The organism is Streptomyces sp. NPDC051243, from assembly GCF_044455405.1.
Taxonomy (GTDB): Bacteria; Actinomycetota; Actinomycetes; order Streptomycetales; family Streptomycetaceae; genus Streptomyces.
In genome coordinates this window covers 475,353-493,477 of sequence record NZ_JBITES010000001.1, presented here as the reverse complement: position 1 = coordinate 493,477, position 18,125 = coordinate 475,353, and the positions used below count along the sequence as shown (strand labels likewise).

The 18,125-nt window shown below is 70.2% G+C and carries 13 protein-coding genes and 2 pseudogenes; 12 read left to right on the top strand and 3 right to left on the bottom strand.

Translation table 11 applies throughout. The features are described 5' to 3' along the window. The first annotated feature begins 68 nt into the window (after positions 1–68). Entirely contained in the window at positions 69–746 is a 678-nt protein-coding gene (locus ACIBAG_RS02195) for a helix-turn-helix transcriptional regulator (RefSeq protein WP_399099949.1), read from the top strand. A gap of 28 nt (positions 747–774) precedes the next feature. Here the strand turns inward: ACIBAG_RS02195 and ACIBAG_RS02190 are convergent, their stop codons facing one another. After that, positions 775–1,821, bottom strand: a complete 1,047-nt coding sequence (locus ACIBAG_RS02190; RefSeq protein WP_399099947.1) for a LacI family DNA-binding transcriptional regulator — start codon at positions 1,819–1,821, stop codon at positions 775–777. 207 nt (positions 1,822–2,028) lie between these two features. On the opposite strand from ACIBAG_RS02190, the gene ACIBAG_RS02185 reads away from it, so the two are divergent. From ACIBAG_RS02185 to ACIBAG_RS02155, 7 genes are all read left to right on the top strand, one after another. After that, complete coding sequence (locus ACIBAG_RS02185; protein ID WP_399099945.1) at positions 2,029–3,321, top strand: ABC transporter substrate-binding protein; 1,293 nt, start codon at positions 2,029–2,031, stop codon at positions 3,319–3,321. 5 nt (positions 3,322–3,326) lie between these two features. Then, a complete protein-coding gene (locus tag ACIBAG_RS02180) occupies positions 3,327–4,229 on the top strand; it encodes a carbohydrate ABC transporter permease (RefSeq protein WP_399099943.1) in 903 nt (300 codons plus the stop codon). Then, positions 4,226–5,137, top strand: coding sequence for a carbohydrate ABC transporter permease (locus ACIBAG_RS02175; RefSeq protein WP_399099940.1), 912 nt, complete (start codon positions 4,226–4,228; stop codon positions 5,135–5,137). Before ACIBAG_RS02180 ends, ACIBAG_RS02175 begins: the two co-directional genes overlap by 4 nt. A gap of 68 nt (positions 5,138–5,205) precedes the next feature. Then, complete coding sequence (locus ACIBAG_RS02170; protein WP_399099938.1) at positions 5,206–6,462, top strand: glycosyl hydrolase; 1,257 nt, start codon at positions 5,206–5,208, stop codon at positions 6,460–6,462. Then, on the top strand, positions 6,459–8,462 hold the full coding sequence (locus ACIBAG_RS02165) for an endo-beta-N-acetylglucosaminidase (RefSeq protein ID WP_399099936.1): 2,004 nt from the start codon (positions 6,459–6,461) through the stop codon (positions 8,460–8,462). The genes ACIBAG_RS02170 and ACIBAG_RS02165 overlap by 4 nt, the downstream gene beginning before the upstream one ends. A 30-nt stretch (positions 8,463–8,492) precedes the next feature. Beyond that, complete coding sequence (locus tag ACIBAG_RS02160; protein ID WP_399099934.1) at positions 8,493–11,510, top strand: alpha-mannosidase; 3,018 nt, start codon at positions 8,493–8,495, stop codon at positions 11,508–11,510. A gap of 90 nt (positions 11,511–11,600) precedes the next feature. After that, the gene (locus ACIBAG_RS02155) at positions 11,601–12,416 is read left to right on the top strand and encodes an N-acetylmuramoyl-L-alanine amidase (protein WP_399099932.1); all 816 of its coding nucleotides are present in this window, start codon (positions 11,601–11,603) and stop codon (positions 12,414–12,416) included. 102 nt (positions 12,417–12,518) lie between these two features. Here the strand turns inward: ACIBAG_RS02155 and ACIBAG_RS02150 are convergent. Next, positions 12,519–13,226: pseudogene (locus ACIBAG_RS02150) on the bottom strand (LLM class flavin-dependent oxidoreductase); the annotation flags it as partial. Between the two features lie 39 nt (positions 13,227–13,265). Here ACIBAG_RS02150 and ACIBAG_RS02145 point away from each other — a divergent pair. After that, a pseudogene (locus tag ACIBAG_RS02145) lies at positions 13,266–13,502 on the top strand (LLM class flavin-dependent oxidoreductase); the annotation flags it as partial. A gap of 86 nt (positions 13,503–13,588) precedes the next feature. Here ACIBAG_RS02145 and ACIBAG_RS02140 read toward each other — a convergent pair. Continuing rightward, the gene (locus ACIBAG_RS02140) at positions 13,589–14,320 is read right to left on the bottom strand and encodes a FadR/GntR family transcriptional regulator (RefSeq protein ID WP_399099930.1); all 732 of its coding nucleotides are present in this window, start codon (positions 14,318–14,320) and stop codon (positions 13,589–13,591) included. A gap of 196 nt (positions 14,321–14,516) precedes the next feature. On the opposite strand from ACIBAG_RS02140, the gene ACIBAG_RS02135 reads away from it, so the two are divergent. Genes ACIBAG_RS02135 through ACIBAG_RS02125 form a run of 3 tightly spaced genes read left to right on the top strand, consistent with a single transcriptional unit; the run spans position 14,517 to position 18,107 of the window. Further along, positions 14,517–15,590 carry a sugar ABC transporter substrate-binding protein gene (locus tag ACIBAG_RS02135; protein WP_399099928.1) on the top strand — a complete coding sequence of 358 codons (1,074 nt, stop codon included), beginning with the start codon at positions 14,517–14,519 and terminating at the stop codon, positions 15,588–15,590. Then, a complete protein-coding gene (locus ACIBAG_RS02130; RefSeq protein ID WP_399099926.1) occupies positions 15,587–17,089 on the top strand; it encodes a sugar ABC transporter ATP-binding protein in 1,503 nt (500 codons plus the stop codon). The genes ACIBAG_RS02135 and ACIBAG_RS02130 overlap by 4 nt, the downstream gene beginning before the upstream one ends. Then, complete coding sequence (locus ACIBAG_RS02125; protein WP_399099924.1) at positions 17,082–18,107, top strand: ABC transporter permease; 1,026 nt, start codon at positions 17,082–17,084, stop codon at positions 18,105–18,107. Before ACIBAG_RS02130 ends, ACIBAG_RS02125 begins: the two co-directional genes overlap by 8 nt. Positions 18,108–18,125: the final 18 nt, after the last annotated feature.

The following is an 18,125-nucleotide window of genomic DNA, read 5'->3' as shown; positions in this document are numbered from 1 at the left end:
TGAACAACACCTGTTATCGATAGAAGCGCATCCCGTTTCTTTAGTCAACGACACTTGGTTTTACACTGGTGCTCGTGGATCACTCCAAGGACGCACCCCGCGACGACCTCTCCGCCGTCGCCGCACTGGACGAGCCGACCCGTCGCCGGCTGTACGAGCACGTGGCGCGCAGCACCGACCCCGTGGGCCGGGACGAGGCCGCACAGGCCCTGGGTCTGGCCAGACAGACGGCGGCGTTCCATCTGGACCGCCTGGCCGACGAGGGGCTGCTGGACGTCGTCTACGAGCGGCGCAGCGGGCGAACCGGGCCGGGTGCCGGACGGCCGGCCAAGCTCTACCGGCGCTCGGACCGGGAGATCGGCGTGAGCGTGCCCACCCGGCAGTACGAGATGGCCGGGCAGCTGCTGGCCGAGGTCGTGGAGGAGTCCGACGCCACCGGCGAGCCGGTCCGTACGGTGCTGTACCGCAAGTCTGCGGAGCTGGGCGAGCGGCTGGGCGGCGAGGCCGTGGCCGGGGTCGTGGACATGCTGGAGCGGTACGGCTTCGAGCCGCGCCGCGAGGGCGAGACCGTCGTCCTCGGGAACTGCCCCTTCCATGTGCTGGCGAGAAAGCACGCCGAAACGGTGTGCGGGATGAACCTCCACCTGTTGCGTGGGGTGCTCGCCACCTCGGGCGACACCGCGTTCCAGGCGCTTCTGGCGCCGGCTCCGGGCCGGTGCTGCGTGGTGCTGGCGCCGGCCGGCTGACCTCGTCCGGGCGGACCGGGCGAGGCGTTCAGGGAGTGCGGGCCGCTCCCGTGCTCTCCCTCGGGATCAGCCGCGGCACCGGCACCCGCACCGCCCGCGCCGACCCCCCGTCCAGCAGGGCGGTCAGTTCGCGCGCCGCCGTGCGCCCGAACTCCACACTGTCCCGGGACAGCGCCGACAGCCATGGCTTGACCATGCGGCACAGCGCCGAGTCCTCCCAGGACACCACCGAGACGTCCGCCGGCACCGAGAAGCCGAGCTCGGCCGCCGCGGCGGCGCCGGCGACGGCCATCACGTCGTTGTCGTAGATCAGCGCGGTCGGGGGAGCGGGGCCCTCCAGAACCCGGCGCGTGACCGCCGCGCCCTCGGCGTCGGAGTAGTCGGTGGTCACCGACCTCACCTCGGACAGGCCGCGGCGCCCGGCCTCCGCGCGCAGTGTGCGGACGCGGCGTTCGGTGTGGGCGAGCCCCGGCAGACCGGCGATGTGCACGATCCGCCGATGGCCGAGGGCGTACAGGCTGTCCACGACCGAGGCCATCGCGCCCGCGTCGTCCGCCCAGACCGTCGACAGGCCGGGGTGGCGGTCGTCGGGTGCGCCGCCGATCACCACGGCGGGCAGCCCGAGTTCGTCGAGGAGGCCGGGGCGGGGATCGTCGGTGCGCGGGTCGACGACCAGGACGCCGTCCACGCGGTGCTCGGCCCACCAGCGGCGGTAGACCGCGCACTCGTCGGCGAGGTCCTCCACCACCTGGAAGAGCAGCCCGAGATGACGCTCCGCCAGCACCTCCTGGATGCCGGAGACGAGCTGCAGGAAGAAGGAGTCCACGCCGAGGGTGTCCGCGGGCCGGGCCAGTACGAAGCCGACCGTCGCCGCGCCCTCTCCCGACAGTGCGCGCGCCGCCGTGCTGGGCCGCCAGCCCAGTTCCTCGGCGACCCGCCGCACCCGCTCGCGGGTGTCCTCCGACACGCCGGGCCGGCCGTTCAGCGCGAAGGAGACCGCGCTCTGGGAGACCCCGGCGTGCCGGGCGATGTCCTTCATCGTCGGCCGACGGGCCGGTGACCGCTTGCCTGACATGGCGATTCCTCATTCCGGCGACGCATTCCGGGAGCAGTATGCACTAATGCGGTTCAGTGCAGGCACCTAATGCGGTTCAGTGAGGTGATCCTAATGCGCATTAGTCACTAAAGAAATTAGCTCTGCGAGAGCCATTGACGGGCCTGTGGAACGGCATGCAGGGTCTGCCTCGTCCACCAACGCGCCCCCGAAGGAGGCCGGTTCACGGTGCCCGTTTCCCGCAGAGCCCTCGCTGCCGCATTCGCCGTCTGTGTCGTCCTGCCGCTCAGCGCGTGCGGCTCGGGAGGGGGCGACGGCACCGCGGCCGACGCCTCCGGCAAGGTCGAGGGCGACATCACCTTCCAGACCTGGAATCTCCGCGCCAACTTCAAGGACTACTTCGAGGGCCTGATCGCCGACTTCGAGAAGAAGTACCCCGGCACCGACGTGAAATGGATCGACCAGCCCGCCGAGGGGTACGCCGACAAGATCAGCGCGGACGCGGCAGGCGGCACCCTGCCCGACGTCGTCAACGTCTCGCCGGATCTCGTCGCACCGCTCGCCAAGGCGGGCCTCGCTCTCGACCTCGACAAGGCGGCCGGGCAGTACAAGAAGGAGTATCTGGAAGGTGCCTGGGCCAGCCATCGGATACCGGGCATGACGGGCATGTATGCCTTCCCCTGGTACCTCAACACCGGCCCGCTCTTCTACAACAAGTCGCTCTTCAGGGAGGCCGGGCTCGACCCCGAGCAGCCTCCCAGGACGTACGACGAAGTCTTCGACGCCGCCCTGAAGATGGCGAAGGAGACCGACGGCAAGGTCGCCACCCTCGCCAACGTGCCCACCGTCGAGGACTTCGGCCGCTACGGCGTCGAGCTCATGAACAAGGCGGGCACCGCCTTCACCTTCAACGACGCCAAGGGAGTCGAACTCCTCACCAAGTACAAGGAGCTGTACGACGCGAAGGCCCTCGACCCACAGGCGCTCACCGCCACCCCCGAGTCGTCCGGCAAGAAGTTCCTCACCGGTGCCGTCGCCATGAACCCCGGCAGCGCGCTCGACCTCGGCAACTTCAAGAAGCAGGCGCCCAACCTGTACAAGAACATCGGGATCACGGACCAGATCACCAGCACCGGTCACGTCAACATGTACGTGATGGGCGTGATGGTCAACGCGCAGACGAAACGCGCGCCCGCCGCGGTCGCCTTCGCCCACTACGTCACCGACGCCGCGCACCAGATGTCGTTCGCGAAGCAGGTCGCCATCTTCCCCAGCACCGCCGGCTCCCTCGACGACCCGTACTTCACCAAGGAGGACGGCACCGACGAGACGCGCGTACGGGTCGCCGCCGCCAAGTCGCTGAAGAACGCCGTCAACTACACGCCCGTGCTGTTCAGCGAGCAGATGAAGACCGAACTGCGCAACGAGGTCGCCAAGGCGTTGCAGGGCAAGGAGAGCCCGCAGCAAGCTCTTGACAACGCTGTCGAGGCCTGCAACCGGCTCCTTCAGCAGCAGGGCTGAGCCGCATGGCGAGCCCGACCGTCCCACGTGTCTCCCGGGTGCGGCGCCAACTGCCCGCCAGCCCCTGGCTGTTCGCCGCTCCGGGTCTGCTGGTCACCGGCGCCTTCATCCTGTACCCGTTCGTCTCCACCCTGGTCAACGCCTTCACCGACCGCCGCACCCTGATCCCGGGCAGGTTCGTCGGCCTCGCCAACTTCCGCGAGCTGCTGAGCGACGACATGTTCTGGATCGGTCTGCGCAACAGCACGCTGTACGTCCTCGGTGTCGTCCCCGCACTCGTCGTCCTGCCCCTGCTGCTCGCGCTGCTCGTGCAGAAGAACATCCCGGGCATCACCTTCTTCCGGTCCGCCTTCTACACACCGGTCGTCGCCTCCATCGTGGTGGTCGGGCTGATCTGGGTGTGGCTGCTCGACGAGCGCGGCCTGGTGAACTCGCTGCTGGAGACGATCGGCGTCGGCCGCGTCGGCTTCCTCAGCGACCAGTGGCTGCTCCTGCTGAGCGCCATGACCGTGACGGTCTGGAAGGGCCTCGGCTACTACATGATCATTTATCTGGCCGCGCTCGCCAACGTGCCCCGCGAACTGCACGAGGCGGCCGCCGTGGACGGCGCCGGCCCGGTACGCCGCTTCCTCACCGTCACCGTGCCCGCCGTCCGCTCCACCATGGTCCTGGTCGGGGCGCTCTCCTCGGTCGCCGCCTTCAAGGTGTTCTCCGAGGTGTATCTGATGGCCGGCCCGAGCGGCGGCCCGGCCGGCGAGGACACCACCCTCGTCATGCTCGTCCAGCGCACCGGCACGGGCCTCACCGGCCGCGTCGGCTACGCCTCGGCCATCTCGGTCGTCGTCTTCGTCGTCACCGTCGCCCTGATGCTGCTCGTGCTGCGCGCCGACCGGAGGGAGGAGTCATGAGCGTCATGGAGAAGGTACGGCCCGCCGCTTCCAGGCCCTCGGCCGTTGCTCGCGAACCCCGTGTCACCGACGAACACGGCCGTCGGATACGGGTCTGGGAGCTCGCCCTGCGCTATCTGCTCCTGCTCGCCGTACTCGCCCTCACCGTCGGCCCGTTCCTCTGGCAGCTGTCGACCTCGCTCAAGGGTCCCACCGAGGACATCTTCAGCTCCCCGCCGAAGTTCCTGCCGGGCGATCCTACCCTGCACAACTACGAGCGGGTCGCCGACACCATCCCCGTCTGGGACTACGCCCTCAACTCGCTGAAGGTCGCCACCGCCAACGTCGTGACCAACTGCGTCGGCGCGGCACTCGCGGGCTACGCCCTCGCGCGGCTGCGCTACCGGGGCCGCCGCGTGGCCACCCTCGTCTTCATCCTCGCGATGCTCGTGCCCGTGGAGGGCATCATCATCGCCCAGTTCACGACCATGCGGGAGCTCGGCCTCAACAACACCCTCATCGGTGTCGTCCTGCCCGGCTGCGTCAGCGCCCTGAACGTCCTGCTGATGCGCAACGCCTTCCTCAACCTGCCGTACGAGATCGAGGAGGCCGCCTACGTCGACGGCGCCAATGTCTGGCAGCGGTTCCTGCGCATCGCGCTGCCGTCCGTGAAGGGAACCCTCGCCGTCGTCGCGATCTTCGCCTTCATGGGCGCCTGGGACGACTTCCTGTGGCCGCTGATCGTGCTGAGCGACCCGTCCAGGTTCACGCTGACCATCGGCCTCAACTATCTGCACGGCACCTTCGCGGGCGACGAACGCCTCGTCGCCGCGGGCACGATCATCGCCGTGGCGCCGCTGATCGCCCTCTTCGCCTGTCTGCAGCGGTACTTCTTCCGCGGCGTCGGCGAGGGCGCCGTCAAGGGCTGACATTCCACGACTGACCTCAAGGGCTGACTGACCTCCCTGACCTCCCGCACCCCGTCACAAGGACACGCATGCCTTCTGCCGTGCGCTTCGGCGTCAACTACACCCCGAGCGAGGGGTGGTTCCACCACTGGCTCGACTTCGACCTCGACTCCGTACGCGCCGACCTGGACTCCATCGCGGCACTGGGCCTCGATCACATCAGGGTCTTCCCGCTGTGGCCCTACTTCCAGCCGAACCGCACGCTCATTCGCGCACGGGCCGTGGAGCAGCTGGTCCGGCTCGTCGACGCCGCCGCCGAACGTGGTCTCGACGTCAACGTGGACGGCCTGCAAGGCCACTTGAGCAGCTTCGACTTCCTCCCGGCCTGGACCCGGACCTGGCATCGCCGCAACCTCTTCACCGACCCGGACGTCCTCGACGGCCAGGCCGCCTACCTGCGCACCCTGGCCGCCGCCCTCGCCGACCGGCCCAACTTCCTCGGTATGACGCTCGGCAACGAGGTCAACCAGTTCTCGGCGGGGCCGCATCCCGACCCCGACCGGGCGACCGAGGACGAGATCGACCGCTGGCTCACACGCATGCTCGCCGCCTGCGAGGAGGGCGCACCGGGGCGGCTGCACCTGCACGCCGAGTACGACGCCACCTGGTACCAGGACGACCAGCCGTTCACACCGGCCCAGGCGGCCAGGCAGGGCGCCCTCACGGCCGTGCACTCCTGGGTCTTCAACGGCACCGCCCAGCGCCACGGCCGTACCTCCGTGCCGGCCGAGCACCACGCCGCGTACCTCGTCGAACTGAGCAAGGCCTGGGCCGACGACCCGCACCGCCCCGTCTGGCTCCAGGAGGTCGGCGCGCCCGCGCCCCTGATCCCGCCCGAGCACGCCGCCGCCTTCACCGAGGCGACCCTCGCCAACGTCCTGGACTGCCCCGACCTGTGGGGCATCGCCTGGTGGTGCTCCCACGACGTCTCCCGTGCGCTGGCCGACTTTCCGCAACTCGAATACGGACTCGGCCTGTTGACCAACGACCGCAAGCCCAAGGACGCCGCCCGGGTGCTGGAGCGGGCGGCGCAGGAGCCCCCGAGGACGCCTGAGCCGCGTACGACAGCGCTGATCGTCCCGGCCGATCCGTCCACCCGCTCGCGCTGCGCCCCGGGCGGCCCGGTCTTCGACGCCTATTTCCGGCTGGTCGCCGAGGGCGTCCGCCCCACGACCGTCCTCGATGTGCGTGCCGCCGACCAGGAACACCTCCGCGCACGCGGCATCACCGAGGTCGTCGCTCCCGATCAGGTACTCCGCACCCCACAAGGAGGAACCCGCTCGTGAACCCCACCAGACGCACCGTCCTCATCGCCGCCGCCTCGGCCGCGATGCTGCCCTCACTGCCCGCGACGGCAACACCCAGGCCCGAAGCCGGGGCCCTCCAGCCGTACGCCTCCTACTGGTATCCGGACTCCCTGCCCTCCGGCGCCCCGGGCACCGGCATCACCTGGCGCAGCCTGAAGTCCTGGCACCCGGCCGGCGACCCGGACCTCGCCTTCAACGCGTCGACGGTCCCGCTCGCCGCGCGCTTCACCCCGACCCCGGCGAACCCGACCGCCCGCGTGGACCAGGCACGCATCCAGTCCCTGGTGTCGTTCGGACCCACCTCCGGCAACCCTTCCCAGGGCTCGGCCACCGCCGACTACTACGCCCTCACGCACTGGGCGTACATCGACGAGCTGGTGTTCTGGGGCGGCTCGTCGGGGGAGGGGCTGATTCTCGCGCCGAACGCGCCGGTCGTGGACGCCGCCCACCGCCACGGCGTACCCGTCCTCGGCAACGTCTTCCTGCCACCCGTCGCCTACGGCGGGCAGCTGCGGTGGACGCGCGACCTGGTGCAGAGGGACGCGGCCGGGCGGTACCCGCTGGCCGAACGGCTCGTCGCGGTCGCGGAGGCGTACGGGTTCGACGGATGGTTCGTCAACGCGGAGACCAGTGGCGGGGACGCCGCGCTGGGCGCGGACATGCTCGGCTTCCTGCGGGAGTTGAAGACGCTCGCCGAGCGCAAGGGCCGGCGGGTCACCTGGTACGACTCGATGACCGTGAACGGATCCGTGAGCTGGCAGGGGGCGCTCAACTCCCAGAACGAGCCGTTCTTCCAGGCCGCCGACGACATGTTCGTCGACTTCCGGTGGACGGCGGCGAAGCTGGCCTCGTCGGGACAGCGGGCCGAGCAAGCGGGGCGCGGCCGGTACGAGTTGTGGGCGGGCGTCGACGTCGAGGCGAGCGGGTGGAACTCGTCCGTGAACTGGGACGCGATCGTGCCGCGCGACAAGGCACACGTCGTGTCGGTCGGCTTCTACCGGCCCGAGTGGACGCGGAATCACCTTCCGGCGGAGGGCCGGGGGCCCAGGGAGTTCCATGCCGCCGACGACCGGTTCTGGACCGGGCGGTCCCTGGATCCGTCGCGGCCGGACGGTACGGACAGCTGGCGGGCGCCGGCCGTGTCGGTCGCCGATCGGTCGACGGTCGCGTCCGTGCCGTTCGCGAGCGTGTTCAACACCGGGCACGGGCTGCGGTGGTACGAGGACGGCGAGGTGACGTCCGACGCGCCGTGGAACCACCTGGGGCTGCAGGACCGGCTGCCCTCCCGGCGCTGGGTCGTACACACCGAAGGGCAGCGCCCCGCTGTGAACTTCGACTTCGCGGACGCCTGGCGCGGCGGGAGCAGCGTGCTCGTCGGCGGTGAACTGGACGCGTCCACGGTGGTGGATCTGTATGCGACACGGCTGCCGGTCGATGCTGACACGGTTGTCGAACTGACCCACAGGACCGACGCGGGCCGCGTGCACGTCGAGCTCGCGGTGGCCACCGCCGAGCCGAGCGCGCCGGGCGCGACACCGCCGTACACCTGCTTCCCTGTGCACTCGGCCGGCACCTGGCAGACCTCGACCGTGCGGCTCACGGGCCTGACCGGCACTGTCCGTGCGCTCGGTGTGCGGCTCACCGCGGCCGACGGGCCCGTGCACTGGCGGCTGGGCGGCATCGCGGTGCGAAAGGCGACCACCACGCCCGCCGCCCCCTCCGCCCTGCGGATCACCGGCGCGAGCGGCGGCGATCTGCGCTTCACCTGGAATCCCGCCCCCGGGGACGTGCGCCACCACACCCTCCACCGACTCCTCCCCGACGGCACCCGGCGCTTCCTCGGCGGCACCTGTCAGTCCGCCTACTTCGTCGCGGGCCTGCGACCCGAGCAGGGCGAGCGGACGGCACGGTTCGAACTGCGTGCCGTGGGGGAGCTCTACACGTCGTCGGCTCCCGTGACCGTGACCCACACCTGGTAACCGTCCGCCCCTCAGCCCTGGAGCACCCGCATGCATGACGACCGCAGCCTGGTCGAAGCCCGCCTCAAGCGTGTCCTCGACGAACGCGTCCGCCCCGCCGTGTACCCCGAGTCCGTGCCGCTGGAGGTGGCGGTGTGGCACGCGCCCGGCGAGCCGGTGCCGGTCGCCGAGGGGCTCGCGGCCGAAACCGAGCCGATCGAGGTGGGCGCCCGCTGGGGTGCGCCCTGGGGCACCAGCTGGTTCCGCGTCACCGGGACCGTGCCCGAGGCGTGGGCCGGTAAGACCGTCGAGGCGCTCCTCGACCTCGGGTTCGACGAGAACATGCCCGGCTTCCAGTGCGAGGGCCTCGTCTACCGGCCCGACGGCACCCCGGTGAAGGGCCTCAACCCGCGCAACCAGTGGGTGCGCATCGGCGCGCCCGTCGAGGGCGGCGAGGAGGTGCGGCTGCACATCGAGGCCGCCTCCAACCCCGTCATCCTCGACTACCACCCCTTCCTGCCGACGCAGCTGGGCGACAAGGAGACCGCCGGCATTGAACCGCAGTACCGGCTCACCCGCATGGACCTCGCCGTCTTCGACGAGACGGTGTGGCAGCTCGTGCTCGACCTGGAGGTGCTCGGCGAGCTGATGGCCGAGCTGCCGGTGGAGTCGGCGCGCCGCTGGGACATCCTGCGCGCGGTGGAGAAGGCGCTGGACGCGATCGACCTGCAGGACGTCAACGGAACGGCCGCGCAGGCGCGGGCGCGGCTGGAGACGGTCCTGTCCGAACCCGCCGTGCCCTCCGCGCACCGCATCAGCGCCGTGGGCCATGCCCACATCGACTCGGCGTGGCTGTGGCCGCTGCGCGAGACGGTCCGCAAGGTGGCCCGTACGACGTCCAACATGACCGCACTGCTGGACGACGAGCCGGAGTTCGTGTTCGCGATGTCCCAGGCCCAGCAGTGGGCCTGGGTGAAGGAGCACCGGCCCGAGGTGTGGGCGCGGGTGAAGAAGGCGGTGGCGGACGGGCGGTTCGTGCCGGCCGGCGGCATGTGGGTGGAGTCGGACACCAACATGCCGGGCTCGGAGGCGATGGCCCGGCAGTTCGTGCACGGCAAGCGGTTCTTCCTCGACGAGTTCGGCATCGAGAACGACGAGGCCTGGCTGCCCGACACCTTCGGCTTCGCCGCGGGACTGCCCCAGATCATCAGGGCGGCCGGCTCCAAGTGGCTGCTGACACAGAAGATCTCCTGGTCGCAGACCAACAAGTTCCCGCACCACACCTTCCAGTGGGAAGGCATCGACGGCACCCGGATCTTCACCCACTTCCCGCCCGTCGACACCTACAACTGCTCCATGAAGGGCAGCGAGATCGCCCACGCGGCCCGCAACTTCAAGGACAAGGGCGTCGCCCGGCACTCCCTCGCCCCCACCGGCTGGGGCGACGGAGGCGGCGGCACGACCCGCGAGATGATCGGCAGGGCGGCACGGCTGCGCGACCTCGAAGGCTCCGCCACCGTCGTCTGGGAGACCCCGGAGGAGTTCTTCAGGAAGGCCGAAGCCGAATACCCCGACCCGCCCGTCTGGGTCGGCGAGCTCTACCTCGAACTCCACCGCGCCACACTCACCAGTCAGGCGAAGACCAAGCAGGGCAACCGCCGCAGCGAACACCTCCTGCGCGAGGCCGAACTGTGGGCGGCGACAGCCGCCGTGCGTACCGGATTCCCCTACCCGTACGACGAGTTGGACCGCATCTGGAAGACGGTGCTGCTGCACCAGTTCCACGACATCCTGCCCGGCTCGTCCATCGCGTGGGTGCACCGGGAGGCACGCAGGACGTACGAGCGGATCGCCGAGGAGCTGACCGGGATCATCAGCGCGGCACAGCACGCCCTGGCGGGTGAGGGGGAGCGGCAACTGGTGTTCAACGCCGCCCCGCACACCCGTGACGGCATCCCGGCGGGGGGCGCCGGCACCCCCGCCATCCAGGAGCGGACGCGGCTCACGCCACGCCCCGGCGGCGGCCACGTCCTGGACAACGGCCTGCTGAGCGTGGAGATCGACGGACAGGGCCTGGTGGTCTCCGTGTACGACATCGAGGCCGACCGCGAGACGATCGCGCCGGGCAGGGCCGCGAACCTCCTCCAACTCCACGCCGACTTCCCGAACATGTGGGACGCCTGGGACGTCGACGAGTTCTACCGCAACACGGTCACCGATCTGACCGACGCGGAGGAGGTCGTCGAGAGCGAGGACGGCGTCCGGGTCGTACGGTCCTTCGGATCGTCCCGTATCACGCAGCGGCTGAGCCTCGCGCCGGGCGAGCGCCGCCTGCTGGTGGACACGGAGGTCGACTGGCACGAGACGGAGAAGTTCCTGAAGCTGGCCTTCCCGCTCGACGTGCACGCGGAACGGTATGCGTCGGAGACCCAGTACGGGCATTTCCACCGCCCCACCCACACCAACACCAGCTGGGAGGCGGCCAAGTTCGAAGCCTGCAACCACCGCTTCGTCCACCTGGAGGAGCCGGGCTGGGGCGTCGCCGTCGTCAACGACTCGACGTACGGCCACGACGTGACCCGGACGGTCCGCACCGACGGCGACCGCGGTACGACCACCACCGTCCGCGTCTCGCTCCTGCGCGCCCCGCGCTTCCCCGACCCCGAGACCGACCAGGGCGTCCACCGCTTCCGGCATGCCCTGGTGCCGGGCGCGGGCATCGGGGACGCGGTGCGCGAGGGCTGGCGGATCAATCTGCCGGAGCGGCGGATCACCGGTGGCCGGGAGGTGGCGCCGCTGGTGACGGTGGACAAGGACGCGGTCGTGATCACGGCCGTCAAGCTGGCCGACGACGGCAGCGGGGATGTGGTGGTGCGCCTCCACGAGGCCCACGGCGGCCGGGTACGGGCCACGCTGACGGCGGGCTTCGAGGTCGCGGACGTCACGGCGACGGACCTGCTGGAACGTGCCCTGCCCGAGGCCCCGTCGTACGACGGCGATCAAGTAGCCCTGCGTCTGCGGCCCTTCGAGCTCATGACGTTGCGGCTGCGCCGAGCCCGGGACCACTGACGGCGAAGGGCGGCGCGTCGCCGTGAAGTGGCGGGCAACTGGCCCCACACTCAGGGGCGTTGGCGTTACATCAGCGCCTTGGAGGCACTCTTGAAGCTTGTCACGCGAGCCCAGCTCGGCTGGCCCGCATCCGCAGCGAACGCGCTGACTTCGACCAAGGGCGTGAAGGTCCACTACGAAGGCTCGCCGGTCAGTGTCGAACTCCTCGACGACCACGATCTGTGCATCGCCGAGTGGAAGAAGATCAGGGTCAGCCATCTGAACCACCCGACGGAGAACTACTCGGACATCGCCTACAACTACGGTGCCTGCCCGCACGGCTACCTCCTGGAGGGACGCGGTATCGGCAGGCGCACCGGGGCGAACGGCAGCAGCAAGCTCAACGACGACCACTACGCGATCGTGGGCCTGGTCGGCAACAAGGGGCTCACCAAGCCGACGGACGCGATGCTGGGCGCCATCCGCGACGGCATCGAGCTGCTGCGCCGCCACGGTGCCGGCAAGGAGATCAAGGGACACCGGGACGGCCACGCCACGGCCTGCCCGGGCGAGCACCTGTACGCGTGGGTGAAGAAGGGCGCCCCGCGGCCCGGTGGTTCGGCGCCCGTGCCGAGCCCTCGTCCCGTGATCGACGTGTCGAAGGTGGTCGCCGCGGCCAGGCAGGACCCGGCCGAGCCGGGCACACCGGTGTCGTACTCGGGTGTGAAGACCGTGGAGAAGGCGCTCGTCGCGGAGGGCCTTCTCGAATCGAAGCTCGCGGACGGTCACTTCGGCACGTCGACCGTCAAGGCGTACGCCGCCTGGCAGCGGCGCTGCGGCTACACGGGCGATGACGCCAACGGCATCCCCGGCCAGACGTCACTGGAGAAACTCGGCAAGGAGCACGGCTTCGACGTGAAGCCGTAGGGCGGTCATGTGCCACGGGCCGCGCCCCTCGCACGGGAGGTGAGGGGAGCGGCACCGGGCGTCCGGGAGCCGCAAGCCCCAGGCGGGCCCCGCAGGAAGGCGTCAGTCGAACGCGGGCGTGATCGTGTCGTGGATCAGCCGCAGCTGGGTGTTCACATCGGCCACGTTCTCCAGGTCACGGCCGGTGAAGGCCTTGACGAGGGCGCGGTCGGTGAGCGCGCAGATCATGTGGTTGACGCCGCTCGGGGCGATCTCCCGCCGGATCTTGTCCAGGCACTCCTCGGGCGTCCCGGAGACGGAGAGGCGGTCGGCGAGCTCCGGGCTGGTCAGCTCGATGCCGCGGGCGAGGTCACCGGCGGCGATGGCGTCGATGACCGGCTTGAGCTCGCCCGGGTCCACGCCGTTGCGGCGCAGCTGTTCCTCGGGCGTCGAGGAGGCGTAGATGCCGACCATGCTGCGGGCCGCGTCCTTCGCGGCCGCGGAGTCGGGGCCGGTGGCGAAGACGACCCAGGCGCCGATGTCGAGCGTCCGCCAGTCCTTGCCCGCCCGTTCGGCACCGGCACGGATGTGCCGCACCGCGTAGTCGTACGCCTCGCGCGGGTAGCTCAGCGCGTGGTGGCAGCCGTCCGACAACTCCCCTGCGGCCTCGAACGACTTGGGGCCGCGCATCGCCCCCGGTTTCAGCGGGACGCGGTCCTCGACCGGCCGGGCGAAGGTGAACAGCCCCTCGTAGGAGAAGAACTCGCCCTTGTACGAGATCGCACCTTCGCCCAACAGCGTGCGTACGACATGGAGTGCCGGACCCGTCCGCAGAACGGCCCAGGCCCGCTACGGAAGGTGGCCCCGGTGAAGGACATGTGGTTGCTGTTCGCCGCAGCCGCGGGCCAGACCCGGCAGCTCCGCTCAGGCCCGAGCGTCTCCCCCGTCACGCTCCGCGAGCCCACCCTCATCGCCAAGCCCCTCGCCACCCTCGACGAGCTGTCCGGGGGGCGTGCCGAGGGCGTGCCGTCCAGCGGGAACTTCGGGCTCCTGGCGCAGTACGGCATCGACTGGTCCCGCACACGCCCGCTCTCCCGGGTCAAGGAGGGTGGGTAAGCGGCCCCGCATGTGTCCAGTGCGCGTCGGAGCCCCCTACTGCCCCGGCCGCCTCCCGTTCCTGCCCCGTACTGCCCTTACTGCGGCCCGAGTTGGGAGCGCAGCCACTGCTCCACCTCGCCCACGTGCGCGGCCGCCGCCGCCCGGGCCGCCTCCGGGTCGTGGGCGACCAGGGCGCGGTGGATCGCCGCGTGTTCGCGACGGGTGCGGGCGAAGGCGCCCTCCTCCTGGTAGCCACGCCAGACACGGGCGCGGAAGGTGCGGGAGGACAGGCCCTCCAGGATCGCCGCCATGGTGTCGTTGCCGGCAGCGGCCACGATCTCGCGGTGGAAGGCCAGGTCGTGGGCGAGGATCTCCTCGGGGTCGTCCGTGGTGTTCATCGCGGTGAGGTGCTTCTCGACCTGCGCGAGCTGGTCCGGGGTGATCCGCGCCGCCGCGAGCGCGGTCGCCGTCGACTCCAGGATGCGGCGCACCTCCAGCAGTTCCACCAGGCGTGGGCCCCGCGAGAGGTCGGCGACCACGCCGAACGTCTCCAGCAGATCGCCGGCCTCCAGCTGGGTGACGTAGATGCCCGAACCGTGCCGGGCCTCCAGCACCCCCAGCACGGTGAGCGCGCGGATCGCCTCACGCATCGAGCTGCGGGAGATGCCGAGCTGGGCCGCCAGATCGCGCTCGGTGGGCAGCCGCTGGCCGGGCTCCAGCTGCCCCTCCGCGATCATCGCCTTGACCGCCTCGATGGCGCGCTGCGTCACGGTGCCCTTCTGCGGGGCCGTCTCGACGGTGCCCTTCTCCGGGGCTGTCTCGTCCACGCCGTTCCTCCCGTCGCCCGAGGCGCCTCGGAGCACCCGGTGAGGGGCAGTGTAATCACCAGGTTGGTCGGACCACTACGGCTGGAAACCGTGAAAATCTGCCGCCTAAGGCTGTTGTTTCGCCGAAGTGGTCTGATAAATATGCGGGCATCTGCTCGAACCATGTGCCCGAACAAGCTCAATGAGGAGCCGCCAGATGCACGGCACGACAGCGCGGAAGCAGAACAGGTCACGGTTGGTCGGAGCGGTGTGCGCGGTCGCCGGCGCCTCGCTCGTGCTCGCCGCGTGCGGCAGCACCAAGGACACCGGCGCCTCCAGTGCCGGAGGTGGCGGCGGCAGCGGCAAGGTCGGGGTGATCCTGCCCCTGCTGACCTCGCCGTTCTGGCAGTCGTACAACGACTACGTGCCGAAGATGGCCGACTCCGAAGGCGTCGACGCGCTCAAGACGGTCAACTCCAACAGCGACCCCTCCCAGCAGATCACCGACATCAACAACCAGCTCAACCAGGGAGTCAAGGGCCTGGTCGTCGCCCCGCTGGACAGCGCCGCCATCGAGGCCGGCCTCGACCAGGCCGAGCGCAAGGGCGTGCCGGTCGTCGCGGTCGACGTGGCGCCGGACAAGGGCAAGGTCGCGATGGTGGTGCGCGCCAACAACGTGGCGTACGGCGAGAAGGCGTGTCAGTACCTCGGCGAGCAGATCCCCTCCGGCAAGGTCGTGCAGATCATGGGTGACCTCGCCTCCGTCAACGGCCGTGACCGCTCCGAGGCGTTCCGCGCCTGCGTGAAGAAGAACTTCCCCAAGCTGAAGGTCCTGGAGATACCGGCCAAGTGGGAGTCCGACACCGCGGCCTCCAAGCTGGACACGCTCCTGAACGCCAACCCCGACATCAAGGGCATCTACCTGCAGGCCGGCGGCGTCTACCTCGCACCCACCCTCCAGACCCTGAAGTCCAAGGGCATGCTGAAGAAGACCGGGCAGGCCGGGCACATCACCATCGTCTCCAACGACGGCATCCCGCAGGAGTACGACGCCATCCGCAAGGGCGAGATCGACGCGACCGTCTCCCAGCCCGCCGATCTGTACGCCAAGTACGGCATGTACTACATCAAGGCGGCGATGGAGGGGAAGACGTTCAAGCCCGGTCCCACCGACCACGACTCGACCATCGTCAAGCTCCCCAGCGGCATCCTGGAGGACCAACTGCCCGCCCCGCTGGTCACCAAGGACAACGTCGACGACCCCGACCTCTGGGGCAACACGGTCAAATGACGACGCCACTCGTAGAGGCACGGGACATCGTCAAGCGCTACGGCCCCACCACCGCCCTCGCCGACGGACGCCTCACCGTTCTGGCCGGCGAGTCCCACGCCCTCGTCGGCCGCAACGGCGCCGGCAAGTCGACCCTGGTCAACATCCTCACCGGACTCCAGGCCGCCGATGAGGGCGAGGTCCGCTTCGACGGCGAACCCGCGCCCCCGCTGGCCGACCGCGACGCCTGGCGCCGCAAGGTGGCCTGCGTCTACCAGAAGCCCACGGTCGTCCCCGAGCTGACGGTCGCCGAGAACCTGTTCATCAACCGGCAGCCTCTCCAGCGCGGTTTCATCAGCTGGCGCAGGCTGCGGTCGCAGGCCGCCGAACTCCTCGCCACCTGGGACGTCTACGTCGACCCCGAGGCCCGCACCGCCGACCTCAAGGTCGAGGACCGCCAAATGGTGGAGATCGCCCGGGCGCTCAGCTTCGGCGCCCGGTTCATCATCCTCGACGAACCGACCGCCCAGCTCGACAAGCGCGAGATCGAGCGGCTCTTCGCGCGCATGCGGGCGCTGCAGGACTCCGGCGTCACCTTCCTGTTCATCTCGCACCACCTCCAGGAGGTGTACGAGGTCTGCCAGACCGTCACGGTCCTGCGCGACGCCCGCTGGATCACCACCGCCCCGGTCGCCGAACTCCCGCGCCGGGCCCTGGTGGAGGCCATGGCGGGGGAGTCCCTGGAAGTCATCGCCGAGCAGGCGGTGGACCCCGGGGACGTCGACCACGACGCCCCCGTCCTGCTCGAAACCCGCGGGCTCACCTCACCGGCGTACGAGAACATCGACCTCACCGTCCGCCGCGGCGAGGTCGTCGGACTCGCCGGCATCAGCGGCAGCGGGAAGGTGGAGCTCGCCGAGTCCTTCGCGGGGCTGCACACCCCGACGGACGGGACCGCTCGACTCGGCGGTGAGCGGCTGCCGTTCGGCGATGTGCAGGCCGCCCTCAAGGCCGGTGTCGCCTGTGTGCCCCGCGACCGGCACGACCAGGGCCTCGTCGCCGGCATGACCATCGGCGACAACGCCACCATGAGCGTCCTGGACCGGCTCGGCCGCTTCGGTTTCGTCGGCACCGACCGCAAGCGCGGCTTCGCCACCGCCCTCATCGAACGCCTCGACATCCACACCGAGGGCCCCGACCAGCCCGTCTCCGACCTGTCCGGCGGCAACGCGCAGAAGGTCGTCATGGCCCGCGCCCTCGCCTCCGAGCCCCGGCTGCTGGTGCTGATCAATCCCACGGCGGGCGTCGACGTGAAGTCCAAGGAGTCCCTGCTGGCCCGCGTGGACAGCGCCCGTGAGGACGGCATCGCCGTGCTCGTCGTCTCCGACGAACTCGACGACCTGCGCCGCTGCGACCGCGTTCTCGTCCTGTTCCACGGCCGTGTCGTCGCCGAGCACCCGGCGGGCTGGCGCGACCACGAGCTGATCGCCTCCATCGAAGGAGTGGACAACCATGGCTGACACCAAGGCCCCTCCGGCCCTGCCGGTGAAGGTGCCGGACGCCCGTGCCGCCAGGACGGTCCTGCTCCGCCGCGCCCGCGAACTCGCCCTCGTCCCCGCCTTGTTGCTGCTCATGGTGCTCGGCGCGGTGGTCAACGACTCGTTCCTCACCGAGCGCAACCTGATCTCCATCCTCGGCGCCTCCGCCGCGCTGGCGATGGTCGTGCTGGCCGAGTCGCTGGTCCTGATCACCGGCAAGTTCGACCTGTCCCTGGAATCGGTCGTCGGTATCGCGCCCGCCGTCGGGGCGCTGCTCGTCCTGCCGGTCGCCCAGTCCGGCTGGGGCACCGAACTCCCCTCCGCCGTCGCCCTGTTGGCGGTCCTCGTCGTCGGTGCGGCCGTCGGTGCCTTCAACGGCGTCCTGGTCGTGAAGTTCAAGCTGAACGCGTTCATCGTGACGCTCGCGATGCTGATCGTCCTGCGCGGACTCCTCGTCGGCGCGACCAAGGGCAAGACGCTGTTCGGGATGCCCGACAGCTTCTATTCCCTCGCCACCACGACGTTCATCGGCATCCCGATGTCGGTGTGGCTCGCGGCGGCGGCCTTCGCGATCGCCGGGTTCGTGCTGAGATACCACCGCATCGGACGCGCGCTGTACGCCATCGGCGGCAACGCGGACGCCGCCCGCGCGGCCGGTATCCGGGTCGAGCGCGTCATGCTCGGCGTGTTCGTCGTCGCGGGCACCCTCGCGGCCGTCGGCGGGATCATCCAGACCGGCTATGTCGGCGCCATCAGCGCCAACCAGGGCAACAACATGATCTTCACCGTGTTCGCGGCCGCGGTGATCGGCGGCATCAGCCTGGACGGCGGCAGGGGCACCATGTTCGGCGCCCTGACCGGCGTACTCCTCCTGGGCGTCGTGCAGAACCTGCTCACCCTCGCCCAGGTCCCGTCCTTCTGGATCCAGGCCATCTACGGCGCAATCATCCTGGTCGCCCTCATGATCGCCCGCGTGACGACCGGCCGGGCCCAGGACTGACCCCGAGCTCCCAGCCAC

Bases quoted from the DNA above. Each gene is read 5' to 3' on its own strand.
- ACIBAG_RS02135 (WP_399099928.1), top strand. From the start codon at position 14,517: ATGCACGGCACGACAGCGCGGAAGCAGAACAGGTCACGGTTGGTCGGA.
- ACIBAG_RS02125 (WP_399099924.1), top strand. From the start codon at position 17,082: ATGGCTGACACCAAGGCCCCTCCGGCCCTGCCGGTGAAGGTGCCGGAC.
- ACIBAG_RS02160 (WP_399099934.1), top strand. From the start codon at position 8,493: ATGCATGACGACCGCAGCCTGGTCGAAGCCCGCCTCAAGCGTGTCCTC.
- ACIBAG_RS02175 (WP_399099940.1), top strand. From the start codon at position 4,226: ATGAGCGTCATGGAGAAGGTACGGCCCGCCGCTTCCAGGCCCTCGGCC.
- ACIBAG_RS02170 (WP_399099938.1), top strand. From the start codon at position 5,206: ATGCCTTCTGCCGTGCGCTTCGGCGTCAACTACACCCCGAGCGAGGGG.
- ACIBAG_RS02130 (WP_399099926.1), top strand. From the start codon at position 15,587: ATGACGACGCCACTCGTAGAGGCACGGGACATCGTCAAGCGCTACGGC.
- ACIBAG_RS02190 (WP_399099947.1), bottom strand. From the start codon at position 1,821: ATGTCAGGCAAGCGGTCACCGGCCCGTCGGCCGACGATGAAGGACATC.
- ACIBAG_RS02180 (WP_399099943.1), top strand. From the start codon at position 3,327: ATGGCGAGCCCGACCGTCCCACGTGTCTCCCGGGTGCGGCGCCAACTG.